The 13,854-nt window shown below is 67.8% G+C and carries 9 protein-coding genes and 1 riboswitch; of the genes, 2 read left to right on the top strand and 7 right to left on the bottom strand.

Annotation, left to right across the window (positions count from 1 at the left end; all coding sequences use genetic code 11):
• Positions 1-167: 167 nt before the first annotated feature.
• The 4 genes from DXV50_RS07245 to DXV50_RS07230 form a co-directional block, all read right to left on the bottom strand.
• The gene (locus tag DXV50_RS07245; RefSeq protein ID WP_117205563.1) at positions 168-3,902 is read right to left on the bottom strand and encodes a phosphoribosylformylglycinamidine synthase; all 3,735 of its coding nucleotides are present in this window, start codon (positions 3,900-3,902) and stop codon (positions 168-170) included.
• Between the two features lie 180 nt (positions 3,903-4,082).
• Positions 4,083-4,877 (bottom strand): energy-coupling factor transporter transmembrane component T family protein, encoded by a 795-nt coding sequence (locus DXV50_RS07240; RefSeq protein WP_117205562.1) that lies wholly within the window; start codon positions 4,875-4,877, stop codon positions 4,083-4,085.
• A complete protein-coding gene (locus tag DXV50_RS07235; protein ID WP_232817486.1) occupies positions 4,867-6,606 on the bottom strand; it encodes an ABC transporter ATP-binding protein in 1,740 nt (579 codons plus the stop codon). The genes DXV50_RS07240 and DXV50_RS07235 overlap by 11 nt, the downstream gene beginning before the upstream one ends.
• Before the next feature lie 25 nt (positions 6,607-6,631).
• A complete protein-coding gene (locus DXV50_RS07230) occupies positions 6,632-7,216 on the bottom strand; it encodes an ECF transporter S component (protein ID WP_117205561.1) in 585 nt (194 codons plus the stop codon).
• A gap of 5 nt (positions 7,217-7,221) precedes the next feature.
• Positions 7,222-7,401: riboswitch (FMN riboswitch) on the bottom strand.
• A gap of 146 nt (positions 7,402-7,547) precedes the next feature.
• On the opposite strand from DXV50_RS07230, the gene murB reads away from it, so the two are divergent.
• Complete coding sequence (gene murB, locus DXV50_RS07225; RefSeq protein ID WP_117205560.1) at positions 7,548-8,459, top strand: UDP-N-acetylmuramate dehydrogenase; 912 nt, start codon at positions 7,548-7,550, stop codon at positions 8,457-8,459.
• 112 nt (positions 8,460-8,571) lie between these two features.
• Here murB and DXV50_RS07220 read toward each other — a convergent pair whose 3' ends face one another.
• Together DXV50_RS07220 and DXV50_RS07215 are read right to left on the bottom strand one after the other, a co-directional pair.
• Entirely contained in the window at positions 8,572-9,366 is a 795-nt protein-coding gene (locus DXV50_RS07220) for a 7beta-hydroxysteroid dehydrogenase (RefSeq protein ID WP_117205559.1), read from the bottom strand.
• Between the two features lie 303 nt (positions 9,367-9,669).
• The gene (locus tag DXV50_RS07215; RefSeq protein WP_117205558.1) at positions 9,670-11,034 is read right to left on the bottom strand and encodes a PFL family protein; all 1,365 of its coding nucleotides are present in this window, start codon (positions 11,032-11,034) and stop codon (positions 9,670-9,672) included.
• Positions 11,035-11,196: 162 nt separating this feature from the next.
• On the opposite strand from DXV50_RS07215, the gene DXV50_RS07210 reads away from it, so the two are divergent.
• Positions 11,197-12,222 carry a LacI family DNA-binding transcriptional regulator gene (locus DXV50_RS07210; protein ID WP_117205557.1) on the top strand — a complete coding sequence of 342 codons (1,026 nt, stop codon included), beginning with the start codon at positions 11,197-11,199 and terminating at the stop codon, positions 12,220-12,222.
• A gap of 208 nt (positions 12,223-12,430) precedes the next feature.
• On the opposite strand, the gene DXV50_RS07205 is transcribed toward DXV50_RS07210, so the two are convergent.
• Positions 12,431-13,495: a hypothetical protein gene (locus tag DXV50_RS07205; RefSeq protein ID WP_198666439.1), complete on the bottom strand. Its 1,065-nt coding sequence runs from the start codon at positions 13,493-13,495 to the stop codon at positions 12,431-12,433.
• Between the last annotated feature and the right edge of the window lie 359 nt (positions 13,496-13,854).

Here is a 13,854-nt window from a genome sequence, read left to right as displayed (position 1 = left end):
GCGCCTATACTGGGGGCGTTTGGCGCGGCGGGAGCATCCAACTTCATCCGGCTGGCACGGCGGCCCGCCCAAAGCGAGAGGCCCTCCCTTCCATTGCAAAGCTCTTTGCGAAGCGTAGCTTTGCTTGGAAGGGAGGGCCTCTCGCTTTGGGCGGGCAACCTCGCGGGCTAGTCCGTGAAGTAACTCACTCCGCCCTCGATCAGCGGCTGGTACTTGTTGCCTGGCACGTTCTTGTACAGGCCCTCGCCGCTGCGCTCGGTGTGGCCCATCTTGCCCAGGACGCGACCGTCGGGAGAGGTGATGCCCTCGACGGCCAGGACGGACCCGTTGGGGTTGACGTCCAGGCTCATGCCAGGCTCGCCGTTCTCGTCGACGTACTGTGTGGCAATCTGGCCGGCGGCCGCAAGGCGCTCCACCAGCTCCGGGGACGCCACAAAGCGGCCCTCACCGTGGCTGATGGCAATGGTGTGCACGTCGTCGACGCTGCACTTGGAGAGCCACGGACTCAGATTGGACGCCACGCGCGTGCGCACCAGGCGGCTCTGGTGACGGCCGATGGTGTTGAAGGTCAGCGTGGGGCAGGTCTCGTCCATGGGGCGGATGTCTCCGTAGGGCACCAGGCCGAGCTTGATGAGCGCCTGGAAGCCGTTGCAGATGCCCAGCATGAGGCCGTCGCGGGCTTGCAGCAGGTCACGAACGGCCTCGGTGACCTCGGGCGCGCGGAAGAACGCGGTGATGAACTTGGCCGAGCCGTCGGGCTCGTCTCCGCCAGAGAAGCCGCCCGGCAGCATGACGATCTGGCTCTCGTGGATGCGGCGCACCAGCTCGTGGGTGCTCTCGGCCACGGCCTCGGGCGTGAGGTTGTTGATGACCAGCGTGGAGGCAACGGCGCCGGCGCGCTCGAAGGCGCGGGCGGTGTCGTACTCGCAGTTGGTGCCCGGGAAGACCGGAATCACCACGCGCGGCCTTGCTACGTGGATGGCCGGCACCGGGCGAGAAGTGCCCTGCTTGGCAACGTCAAAGCTGACCTTCCTGACCTTCTCGCCCTCCGCGCGGTACGGAAAGACGGACTCGATGGCGCCCTCCCAGGCCTCCTGCAGCTCGGCCAGGTCAACGGTCTGGCCGGCGGCAACGAGCTCGTAGGCCTTGGTGGTCACGCCAAGGAGCGCCACCGTGACGCCGTCCGCCGCCTGCGGCAGCTCGGCCTCGTCGGCAAGCTCCACGACGAAGCTGCCGTAAGCCGGGCAGAAGAGCGAGTCCGCGTCGTAGGTGGGCGCCACGTCCAGGCCCAGCTGGTTGCCCACGCACATCTTGAACAGGGCCTCGGCCGCGCAGCCGTAGCCCGGGGTAGAGACGGCCAGCGCGGAGCCGGAGCCCACCAGGGCCTCCACGGCGTCAAACGCGGCGAGAAGGGACTCCGCCTTGGGCGTGATGCCGTCGGCCTCGTACTCGGGGACCACGGCCACCACCTTGTGGCCGGCGCCCTTGAGCTCCGGGGAGGTTACGCGGGCGACCTTGCCCAGGCCGGTCGCAAAGGAGACCAGCGTGGGCGGCACGTCCAGGTCCTCGAAGGAGCCGGACATGGAGTCCTTGCCGCCGATGGAGCCAATGCCGAGGTCGACCTGGGCCATCAGGGCGCCCAGCACGGCAGCGGCGGGCTTGCCCCAGCGGTTGGGGTTGGAGCCGAGCTTCTCGAAGTACTCCTGGAAGGTGAGGTAGAAGTCGCGGTGCTCGAAGCCGGCGGCAACCAGGCGGCTCACGGACTCAACGACGGAGAGATAGGCGCCCGTGAACTGGTTGGCGCTCATGAGGTAGGGGTTGAAGCCCCAGGCCATGCCGGAGCACGTGGTGGTCTCGCCGTCCACCGGCAGCTTGGCGGCCATGGCCATGGCAGGCGTGAGCTGGGTCTTTCCACCGAAGGGCATGAGCACCGTGGCAGCGCCGATGGTGGAGTCAAAGCGCTCGGAGAGGCCCTTGTTGGAGGCCACGTTGAGATCGGTCACGAGGGAGCGGAGCTTCTCGGCAAGCGTGGAGCCGGCCCAGGTGTGGGAGTAGGTCTCGGGCTTGCCCACGTGGACGGAGGTGGACTTGGGGGCGCCGTTGGAGGCCAGGAACTCTCGGCTGACGTCCACGATGGTGGCGCCGTCCCAGACCATCTTGAGGCGCGGCTCCTCGGTGACGGTGGCTATGACCGTGGCCTCGAGGTTCTCCTCGCGGGCGTAGGACATGAACTCCTCCACGTCCTCGGGCGCCAGGGCCACGGCCATGCGCTCCTGGGACTCGGAGATGGCGAGCTCGGTGCCATCCAGGCCCTCGTACTTCTTGGGCACGGCGTTGAGGTCCACAAAGAGGCCGTCGGCCAGCTCGCCCACGGCGACGGAGACGCCGCCGGCGCCAAAGTCGTTGCAGCGCTTGATGAGGCGGCAGGCGTCCTCGCGGCGGAAGAGGCGCTGGAGCTTGCGCTCCACGGGGGCGTTGCCCTTCTGCACCTCGGCGCCGTCCTTCTCCAGGGACTCGACGTTGTGGGCCTTGGAGGAGCCGGTGGCGCCGCCAATGCCGTCACGGCCGGTGCGGCCGCCCAGGAGCACGATCTTGTCGCCGGGGGCCGGGCACTCGCGGCGGACGTGGGAGGCCGGCGTGGCGCCCACGACGGCGCCGATCTCCATGCGCTTGGCCACGTAGCCGGGGTGGTAGAGCTCGCTCACCTGGCCGGTGGCCAGGCCGATCTGGTTGCCGTAGCTGGAGTAGCCGGCGGCGGCCGTGGTCACGAGCTTGCGCTGGGGCAGCTTGCCCTCGAGCGTCTGGCTGACGGGGACAGTGGGGTCGGCCGCGCCGGTGACGCGCATGGCCTGGTAGACGTAGCTGCGGCCAGAGAGCGGGTCTCGGATGGCGCCACCGATGCAGGTGGCCGCGCCGCCAAAGGGCTCGATCTCGGTCGGGTGGTTGTGGGTCTCGTTCTTGAAGAGGAAGAGCCAGTCCTCGTCGGTGCCGTCGACGTCCACCTTGACCTTCACGGTGCAGGCGTTGATCTCCTCGGACTCGTCCAGGTTCTTGAGGACGCCCTTGGCCTTGAGGTACTTGGCGCCGATGGTGCCCATGTCCATAAGGCAGACGGGCTTACTGTCGCGGCCCAGCTCGTGGCGCATCTCGAGGTAGCGGTCAAACGCGGCCGCGACCACCTTGTCGTCGATCTGCACGTGCTCCAGGGCGGTGCCGAAGGTGGTGTGGCGGCAGTGGTCCGACCAGTAGGTGTCGATGACGCGGATCTCGGTGATGGTGGGGACGCGCTTCTCGCTGGCAAAGTAGCTCTGGCAGAACTTGATGTCGGCCAGGTCCATGGCCAGGCCGCGGTCAGCTATGAACTGGGCCAGCTCCTCGTCCGTGAGGTCAAGGAAGCCCTCGAGCTGCTCCACGGGCTCGGGGGTGGGGTAGTCCTGGAGCAGGGTCTTGCGCTCCTCGAGGGAGGCCTCGCGGGCCTCCACCGGGTTGATCACGTAGTGCTTGATGGCGTCCACGTCCGCGGGCGTGAGGTCTCCCTCAAGCACGTAGACCTTGGCGGAGCGCACGGTGGGGCGCTCGCCCTGGCTGATGAGCTGGATGCACTCGCTGGCGGAGTCCGCGCGCTGGTCAAACTGGCCGGGCAGGAACTCCACGGCAAAGACCTGGGAGCCAGGCGCCACCTCGGGCATCTGCGCCCAGGCGTCGTCGGTCTGAGGCTCGGAGAACACGGTGGGCACGCAGCTGGCAAAGAGCTCTTCGCTCGCGCCCTCCACGTCGTAGCGGTTGATGACGCGCAGGTTGGTGAGGGCGCTCACGCCCAGCAGGCTGCGCAGCTCGCGCTCCAGGGACTTAGCCTCACCGTCAAATCCGGGCTTCTTCTCAACGTAGACACGAGAGACCATGCGTTGCTTACCTCCAGGCCGAGACGTTGCCATGTCGCTCAACATTCTACGGCAGCGGAGCGTGCCTCAGGCCAAACTCGTCCGATCGAATTACCCCTCTGTAATGCGCTTTTGTCTGCTTGGCTCACAAACTGTCAGGTGTTGGGAAAAGTCGGGCGACGGCGTCGGCCGGCCGTCCACCTAGCCCAGCGCCACCAGCGCGGCGAGAAACGCCAGCGTGACCGCGGTGGCAACGGCGTCCCTGCGGCCCAGGCGCTGCTCGTGGAGGTGGGTGCGTCCCCCTCCGCCCTCGTAGCAGCGGGCGTCCAGCGCGCGGGAGAGCCCGTCGGCGTGGCGCAGGCAGCTGGCCAGCAGCGCCACCACCACCGGGACGATGGCACGGATGCGCCGCAGGGGGCCGCCCTCGTCAAGTCCGCCGCCGCGCATGGACTGCGCGTCCAGGATGGCCGAGGTCTCGTCGGCAATGGTGGGCACAAAGCGCAGCATGAGGCTGAACACCATGGCCACCTCGTGGGCGGGAAGCCCCAGGCGGGCAAGGGGCGCCATCATGCGGTCGAAGGCGTCCGAGAGCTGCGTGGGCGTGGTCGTCAGCAGGATGAGTCCGCCCAGCATGAGGGCAAGCCCAAAGCGGATGGTGTAGAGCACGGCCGCCCAGGCGCCGCCAGCGGTGATGGTGAGGGGGCCTGCGGCAAGAAGCACTTCTCCCGTCTGGACAAAGACCAGGTTGAAGAGGGAGAGCACGCCCAGGAAGACCACGAGAGGCCTCACGCTGGCGGCCACGCGACCCACGGGGACGCGGCTGGCGGCAACCACGGCCAGCGTGAAGACGGCGCCCAGCAGCAGCTGAGCGGGGGTGGCGGCGCAGAAGAGCCCCACCATGCCGGCGAGCGCGCAGCAGAGCTTGACACGGGCGTCCAGCGCGTGGATGGGGGAGGGCGCGTCAAAGTACTGGCCCACGTTGAGCCTAAAGGCCATGGCTTCTTGCCTCCTCGGCGTCCTGCGCCCTCAGCGCGGCGACAAGTGCCTCCAGCGTGAGGGGCCTTGCGTCAAGGGCATGCTCGCGGGCGTAGGCCAGGGGGCGCGGAAGGCCCAGTCCGACTGCCGTGAGCTGCGGCTCGTTTGCGGGGCAGAAGACCTCGGCGGGGGTGCCTGCGGCCAGGACGTGGCTCTGGTCGAGAAGCACCACGTGGTCCGCCCGGGCGGCGTCCTCCATGGAGTGGGTGACCTGCAGCAGCGTCACCCCGTGGGCCGCGAGGTCCGCCATGAGGGCGCGCAGACGGGCGCGGCCGCGCGGGTCAAGCCCCGCGGTGGGCTCGTCCAGGACGAGAAGCTCGGGCTCCATGGCAAGCACTCCGGCGATGGCCGCCAGGCGCTGCTGGCCGCCGGAGAGCTCGAAGGGGGAGGCGTCGCGGCGGTCCGCCAGGCCCACGAGGTCCAGGGCGTGCGCCACGCGCCTCTCCACTTCCGCCGCGGAAAGTCCCTGGTTGCGCGGGCCAAAGGCAACGTCCTCGGTCACGGTCTGGGCAAAGAGCTGGCGCTCGGGGTGCTGCATGACGTAGCCCACGGCTCGCCTGATCTGGCACCGTCCGCGCTTGGTTGCGGCATTGATGCCGCAGACGGTGAGTGACCCGGCGTCGGCCGCCTCAAGCCCGCAGAGCAGGCGCAGCAGCGTGGACTTGCCCGAGCCCGTCTGCCCCACGATGGCCGTGGTGGCGCGGACGGGCACCTCGAGGCTCACCCCGTCAAGCGCCTGGGCGTCCGGCCCATACGAGAAGCCCAGGTCGCGGGCCAGAATTGCGGGTTGTCCGGCTGCGGGTGCGGAATCGGGCTCGGGCGCGGGAGCCGCGGGCTTCTCGCCAGACGGGCCTGCCACTGCCGCGACTTTCCCGTCGGCCGCGTCCGCCCGCAGCGCCGCCGCAAGCCGCGCCTCAAAGGGCATCTCCAGCCCCAGCGCCTCTATGACCTGTGCGTTCTTGGTGGCAAAGACCTCGTCCGGCGTGCCCTCCAGCGCCACGCGGCCGTGCTCCATGACAATGACGCGGTCCGCCGCCAGTGCCTCGTCCATGAAGTGCGTGACGTGCACCAGCGTGGCGCCGGCCGCGGCAAGGCGGCCCATGACGCGCATGATTGCCGCGCGGCCGCGCACGTCCAGGAGCGAGGACGGCTCGTCCAACACCAGCACGGCCGGCTCCATGGCCAGGGCGCCGGCGATGCAGACGCGCTGCCGCTGGCCGCCGGAAAGGCGCGAGGGGTCCGCGTGGGCGTACTTCTCCATGGCAACGCGCCGCAGCTCGCGGGCCACGCGGGTGGCAATCTGGGCGCGGGGGACACCCAGGTTCTCCGGGCCAAAGGCAACGTCGTCGGCAACCACGCTGGTCACGATCTGGTCATCCGGGTTCTGGAAGACCAGGCCCAGCTGGCGGCGGGCGTCCCGGTAGGTCGCGAGGTCGGGCACGCCGCCCGTGCAGACCGCGTGGCCGGCAAGCTCGACGTCTCCCTCGTCGGGGGCCAGAAGCCCGCAGATGACGGAGGCCAGCGTTGACTTTCCGCTGCCGTTGGCGCCCAGCACGCAGACGCGCTCGCCGCGGCAGACCTCCAGGGTCACGTCGTCCAGCGCCAGGGAGTCCCCGTAGCGCAGGGTCACGTGGGCAAGGCGCACAGGCACCTCGGCACCCGCGGCCACGCTGTATGCCTGCTCGCTCACTGGCCTCTTGCCCTTCTCGCCGCGCCTAGTCCTGGACAAGGACCTTGGCCATGGGCTTCATGACCAGGGCGCAGAGCACGCAGTTGAGCACGATCTTCATGAGGTTGAAGGGCACCAGGATGGGCACGATCATGCCGATGACGGCCTCGGTGGAGACGGCGGTGTACAGCGGCGTCACCACGATGTTGCAGACGATGCAGAGGGCCAGCGAGACGACGCCGCCCAGGACCATGCCGGCGAGCAGGCCGCGGCCGGTGCGGTTGCGTCGCCAGACCAGCGCGCAGGGCACCACGAGGGCCACGTTGGCGATGACGGCCATGAGCACGCCCCACGGGCTGAACTGGAAGATGAGGTGGAGCAGCCAAGAGAGCACCACCACGAGCGTGCCCGTGACGGGGCCAAAGGCCAGGCCGGCCACAAGCGCGGCCACGCAGGACGGGTCGTACATGAGCCACGGCGCGGGCGGGAAGATGGGCACCTCGACGAAGCTCAGGATGAGCGAGAGCGCGCAGAAGAGCGCCGTGGTGGCAATGCGGCGCGTGGACCAGCCGCCGCCTGCGGTGGTGGAGTGGGTGTCGTGCGAGCTGTGCATGTGCGTGGAAGTGGCCATGCCGGCCTCCGTTTCTTCCATCCGGACTATACCGTTGGCCCTGGAGTCTCACCAGGTCGGCCGCGTATTCGCGGGTCGCGGGCTTCGGGGTGCGCGGGCGCTTCTGCCCTGCGTTCTTTGCCGTGGCGCGTGCGCCCGGCCCCGTTACCGCCAGTGGGGAATCTCACCCCGCCCTGAAACTGTCGGGGAGACTATAGCACTTGTGTCAGCGCTCTGTCAGCCGCGGGACGCGCGGGCTGCCTGCTGATATACTCGGAGAGCCGCAGGTGCGGCACGCCGCAGGTGCGGCACGCCGCAGGGCGGCGCTTTGTCGGGCAAGAGAAAGGAAGACATGTCCGATAGTGACAGACCCCTCGCGTGGAGGCTGCGCTCCATCGTCGGCGAGGAGAACGTGCTGGTTGACGAGCCAATGAGCGAGCACACCACCTTTGAGGTGGGAGGTCCCGCAGACCTCTTTGTGACCCCGGAAGACATCGACGAGGTCCGCGAGGTCGTCTCTGCCGCGCGTGAGTCCGGCGAGAACTACTTCCTTCTGGGCCGCGGCTCCGACCTGCTGGTCTCCGACGCGGGCTACCGCGGCGTCATCATCGCGCTGGAGTGCCTCATGGGCGTCTCCGTCGAGGACGACGAGATGTGCTGCCAGGCCGGCGTCGACCTGCGCGAGGCCTCCGAGATGGCTTGCGAGCTGGGCCTTTCTGGCCTGGAGTTTGCCTGCGGCATCCCGGGCTCCGTTGGCGGCGCCTGCTACATGAACGCCGGCGCCTACGACGGCTGCATGGCCGACGTCCTCAAGGAGGTCCGCGTGCTCACGCCCGCCGGCGACGTCTGCGACCTGGGCGTCGACGAGCTCGACCTGGGCTACCGCCACAGCCGCATTGCTGACGAGGGCCTCGTCGTGCTCTCCGCCACCTTTGCCCTCACCCGCGCGGACGGCGAGAAGATCCGTCAGAAGATGGACGACCTCACCCACCGCCGCGAGGAGAAGCAGCCTCTTGACCTGCCCTCCGCCGGCTCCACCTTCAAGCGCCCCGAGGGCCACTTTGCCGGCAAGCTCATCACCGACGCGGGCCTGCGCGGCTACCAGGTGGGCGGCGCCGCGGTCAGCAAGAAGCACGCCGGCTTCGTGGTCAACGTCGGCGGCGCCACCGCGGCCGACGTCCACGCCGTCATCGAGCACGTCCAAGCCGAGGTCGAGCGCCAGTTTGGCGTCCGCCTCCAGCCCGAGGTCCGCTTCCTGGGCTAGCGCGCCGCCCGCCCCCGGTGCCCTTCTTTAGGGGAACCATCGCAGTAAAAACGACCCGCCCGAGCCGTCGTCGCGGCTCGTGCGGGTCGTTTGCGTCATCGGCTGCTGGGGTCTAGTTCTCGTAGAAGGCGCCCATGTAGGCGATGTACTCGTCCTCGGTGTGGTTGGCCTTCCAGTCGTGAACGCTCGCCTTGTTGCGCTCGCCGGCGATGACCGACATCTCGCGGCCGAGCTTCTCGAAGGCCTCGTCGGCCACTTGGTCGGGGGTAAGGGCGATCTTGACGACGGCGTCGCCCGCGGGACCCTTGGGGAAGTTCTTCATGGCGGTGGGGGTGAGGGTGGTGCCCAGGGTGATGGCCTCGACGTCGACGCCGGTCTTCTTGGTCTCGTAGGCGACGGCCTCGGTGAGCTTGAGGATGTAGGCCTTGCCCGCGCCGTACTCTCCGTTGAACGGCGAGCCCGAGATGCCCGTCATGGACGAGACGTTGATGACGGCACCGCGGTCCTTGGCGGCGAACTCCTGCATGTAGTGGTGAAAAATGCGCAGGAAGGTGATGACGTTGACGTTGAGGCACTGCTCGTGGGTCTCGAGGTCGACCTCCTGGAAGCGGCCGAAGTGGTGCAGGCACGCGACGTAGCTCATGAAGCCCATGTCGAGATCCTCGGTGGCGGCGAAGATCTTCTCGCAGGCCTCGTCGGGTTCCGAGAGGTCGGCGCGGACGACCTTGTAGTCGACGCCGTACTCGGCCTTGAACTTCTCGGCCTTCTCGCGCATGAGCTCCTCGCGGCGACCGACCATCACGATGTTCATGCCGCCCTCGGCGAGCTTCTTGCAGAAGGCCTCGCCCACGCCCTCGGTGGCCCCGAGGACGATGCCCCACTCGCCGTACTTCTCCTTGAGATTCATGCCTATCTCCTTTGTTGCGTGGCAGCACGCATTCGCGCCGCCGGTTTTTGGCGCAAGGCCGCTTGCTCGGCCGCTCCCCTCGAGACGGCCGGCCCACCAGTATGCTCGGCAAACGCAAGAGGTCGGAACACCTTCCCGGCGAACGGCCTTTTCCGGGCTCGGTGAGCGGTTTTGGACGTGATTTCGGCGGACGGCAGGAATAATTTCGTAGGCGCGAAAAAGCCTCGCGCCCCTTGGGTCTCATGGACTCGGGGGCGCGAGGCTGTTTTGCTGCGCAGGACGCGCCCGAAGGCGCGGGCCCCGCTAGTTCTTCAGCGAGTTCAGCGGGGCGGGGAAGCGGCCGCCACGGTGGGCCAGGACGGTGCCGGCAAAGCGGTTGACCGGCATGACCGGTGCGCTGCCAAACAGGCCGCCAAACTCCAGCATGTCGCCCTCGGACTTGCCGATGGCCGGAATCAGGCGCACGGCCGTGGTCTTGGTGTTGATGACGCCAATGGCCATCTCGTCGGCGATGATGCCGGCGATGGCCTCCACCGAGGTGTCTCCCGGGATGGCGATCATGTCCAGGCCCACGGAGCAGACGCAGGTCATGGCCTCGAGCTTCTCGATGGAGAGGGCCCCGTCCACGGCCGCGCGGATCATGCCGGCATCCTCGGACACGGGGATGAACGCGCCGGAGAGGCCGCCCACGGAGGAGGACGCCATGACGCCGCCCTTCTTCACACAGTCGTTGAGAAGTGCCAGTGCGGCCGTGGTGCCGGGACCGCCGCACTCGCCCACGCCGATGATCTCCAGGATCTTGGCCACGGAGTCGCCGGCAGCCGGCGTCGGCGCCAGCGAGAGGTCGACGATGCCCTTCTCCACGCCCAGGCGCCTGGACGCCTCGCGGCTCATGAGCTCGCCGGCGCGGGTGATCTTGAAGGCGGTCTGCTTGATCTTCTCGGCCACCTCCATGAGGTTGGCGTCCTGGGGCAGCTCGGAGAGGGCGGCGGCCATGACGCCGGGGCCGGAGACGCCCACGTTGATGACGGCGTCCGCCTCGCCGGTTCCGTGGACGGCGCCCGCCATGAACGGCGAGTCCTCAACCATGTTGGCAAAGACCACGAACTTGGCGGCGCCGTAGCAGTCTATGTCTACCGTGCGGCGCGCGCACTCCTGGATGGTCTGGGCGGCCAGGAGCACGGCGTCCATGTTGATGCCGGCGCGCGTGGAGGCAATGTTGAGAGACGAGCACACGCGCTCGGTGGTGGCAAGCGCCTCCGGCACGGAGTCGATGAGCTTGCGGTCCGTGGCGCCGATGCCCTTCTGCACCAGCGCGCTGAAGCCGCCCATGAAGTCGATGCCCAGGGTCTGGGCGGCGCGGTCCATGGCGTGCGCGATGGGCGAGAGGTCCTGGTCGGGGCAGCCGGCCGCGATCTGGGCCACCGGGGTGACCGAGACGCGCTTGTTGGCGATGGGGATGCCGTACTCGCTCTGGAGGTCGTCGGCGGTCTTGACCAGGTTCTCCGCCGTGTGCGTGATCTTGTCGTAGACCTTCTGGCACATGCGGCCCATGTCCTCGTCGGCGCAACCGGCAAGCGAGATTCCCATGGTGATGGTGCGGAGGTCCAGGTTCTGCTCGGAGACCATGGAGAGGGTCTCGGCGACTTCCTGCGGGGTGATGTCCACTGCGTCCCTTTCTTCCGAAGGCTGGCGTGGGATTGCCGCTACCATTATAGAGATAGCCGATGGGACCTCCGAGGCGGTGACGTGACGGAAACCCAGAAGAGAGGCGCGTCCGCCCGGGTGCGTCTGCGGCGGCTCGGTGAGCTCGGAGGAGAGAAGGGCACGATGGCGGCAAAGGTGACGCTCAAGGACATCGCCCGCGAGGTGGGCCTGTCTCCCACGTCGGTCTCGCTCGTGCTCAACGACCGCCCGTGCAAGATCTCTGCCGAGAACCGCCGCCGAATCAAGGAGGTGGCGCGCAAGAAGCGCTACATCCCCAACCAGATCGCGCGCAGCCTGGTGACGCAGCACTCCCAGACGCTGGGGCTGGTGGTTCCCAACATCGAGTCCAGGTTCTTCTCGTCCTTGGCCAGAAACCTGGAGCTGCGGTGCCGCGAGCGCGGGTACCTGCTGCTGATCACCAACTCAGACGGCAGCAAGTCAAACGACACCGAGCTCGTGCGCCTGCTGGTCAACCGCGGCGTCGACGGGCTGTTCGTAGTGGTCTCGGACGAGCTGCGACCTGGCCACGAGCTGGCCTCCATGCTGGAACAGCTGCCGGTGCCCTACGTGATGGTTGACCGTTTTATTGAGGGCCTGGACTGCGACAAGGTGGGCTTCAACAACGAGCAGGGCGGTTACCTGGCAACCTCCTACCTGCTTGGCCGCGGGCACGAGCGCGTGGCGTGCCTCATCAACAAGGAGTCAAACACGGGCCTGGAGCGCATGGCGGGCTACGAGCGGGCCCTTCGCGAGCGCGGCATTGAGCCGGACCCGGAGCTTGAGTTCCACACCGCCTACTACATAGACGACGCCTACGAGTCTGCCAAGGGCTTCCTCAAGACCGACGCCACGGCCGTCTTTGCGAGCTCCGACAACATCGCCCTGGGCCTGCTCAAGCTGCTCTACGCCCATGACCTGCGCGTTCCGCGTGACTACTCGGTGGTGAGCTACGACAACTCAGCGGCCGACTCGCTCTTCGAGCCCGCGCTCACCTCCATCGAGCAGAACTCCGGCGAGCTTGCGGACGCGGCCATCGACCTGCTGTTTGCCCGTCTTGCCGAGGCCGACGCGGGCACCGAGCCAAAGGGCAGCGTCTCCACCATCCTGCGCCCCAAGATCGTGGTGAAGAACTCCGTCCGCTGGCTGTAGTGGGACGGGCGGGCGCTGCGCTGCGCCGCTGCGCGCTCGCATTTGCCATCCGCTGGAAGTGAGAAGTGTGCGCCGGGTGTTTGGGGCGCTCTTTTGCTCACAATGGCGCTCCACTGGAAGCCAATCGTGAGACCAAGGTCTTCTCGCCGAGAAAAGCGTTCCAGTGGAGGCCAAATTTGAGCAGCCCATGCCTCACGGCCAATGGGCCTTACTGGTCCAGCGGCCGCTCGCGGGCCTCCTCTATGGCCTCGCGAGCGCGGATGACGGTCGGGTGCGATGCCGAAGCTCCCCACCTCAGCCCGTCGATGGCGTTGAGCTCGGCGAGAAGCGCTTCTCGCCGTGCCAGCTCGACGGCCGCCCTTCTTGCCGAGGGGCGATGGCGAGGGAGCCCCAGCTCGCTCCGGATGACCCCGTCCATGAGGCCATCCATGTAGGACGTGCTCTGATATTGGTCCTTCCAGATGGCATACGGTTTGAAATTGTATGCAAGAAGCTCGTTTGCCCGCAGCGCGTCCTGCTGTTGCCTGCCCTCGCTAAGGTGGTCGCTGCCGTTGTATTCAAGCCCGATGCCGGGGCCGCCTGGGCCGGGAAGCCGCAGGATGACGTCGGGCCTTCGGACGTGGGCCTCGTCGAGCCGCCTGCTTATGCGCCTGACCTCAAGCGACTCGTTCATGCCAAGGATGGGAATGGCGTAGCCGCCCCGGGCCCTGTCCCATGCCACGCGCGCGGCGAGCTTTGACTCCTGGGGCGAGGCGCTAAGCTCAAACGCGACGCTTGTGGCCCGTCGCAGGGCGGGCGCTCCGGGAATGCCACCCAGGTTGGCGAGAAACTCGACGATTTGGCCGATGCTGGTGAGCGGCACCTCCCTCTGGACGAGCTCGCCTCCCGGCTGGATGGCGTAGAGCCCGCACAGCTCGCAGACGAGCATCGCAAGCTCCAGGGGCGTCGCGATTCTTGCCATTTGGAGCAGCAATGGCTCCGGCGAAACTATCGAAGTGGCCTCGTCGAGCTTGATGAGCGAGGCGGGAGGAAGCTCAAAGCCCGCCGTGCGCACCTCGAAGCCCCGACACCGCTTACGGCTGCCCTCTCCCGCGGCGAGAAGGACGACTGGCCGGCTGAGCTGCCGTGCGATGGGGGAGGTTTCAAGCCGGCGCTCGACCTCGCCCGCGCCCGGCGCCCCGGTTGGCAGGGTTGGGTGCGGGTCGCGGTGGGCGAGGAGGTCGCAGAAGCGCCTCGCGCGCATCACCTCAAGTGCGGTGGTATGTGAGATCACGTAAGTCATTGTGAGCGGAAGCGTACGCGTTTTTGCTGGTTGGCGACCAAAATGGCCTTTCTGATTCCTTGCGTGTAGCGGACAGCTGACTTTCAGCAGAACGCCCTTCTCGCCGATGGGGCGCTGCGGGCCAAGGTGGGGTCGTGCTCGCAACTTTTTCTTTCCGGTCTTGGCGCCGGGAGGCCTCCCCTCGTTCTTCACAACTCCTAGGGGAGAAGGCCGCGCAAAAACGCGTTCCGCTGGAAGCCAATTCTGCGCAGCGGTGGAATCCGCGCAAAGTGGCGTTCCAGTGGAAGCAAAATGTGCGCGCTAGAGGGGTCTGGTGCGGCGCTGCGCACCTTTGCCTTCCAGCGGAAGCC

It is taken from the genome of Paratractidigestivibacter faecalis, assembly GCF_003416765.1.
In the GTDB taxonomy this organism is placed as follows: domain Bacteria; phylum Actinomycetota; class Coriobacteriia; order Coriobacteriales; family Atopobiaceae; genus Paratractidigestivibacter; species Paratractidigestivibacter faecalis.
The sequence above is the reverse complement of the archived record's forward strand: the minus strand, read 5'-3'. Positions and strand labels throughout refer to the sequence as shown.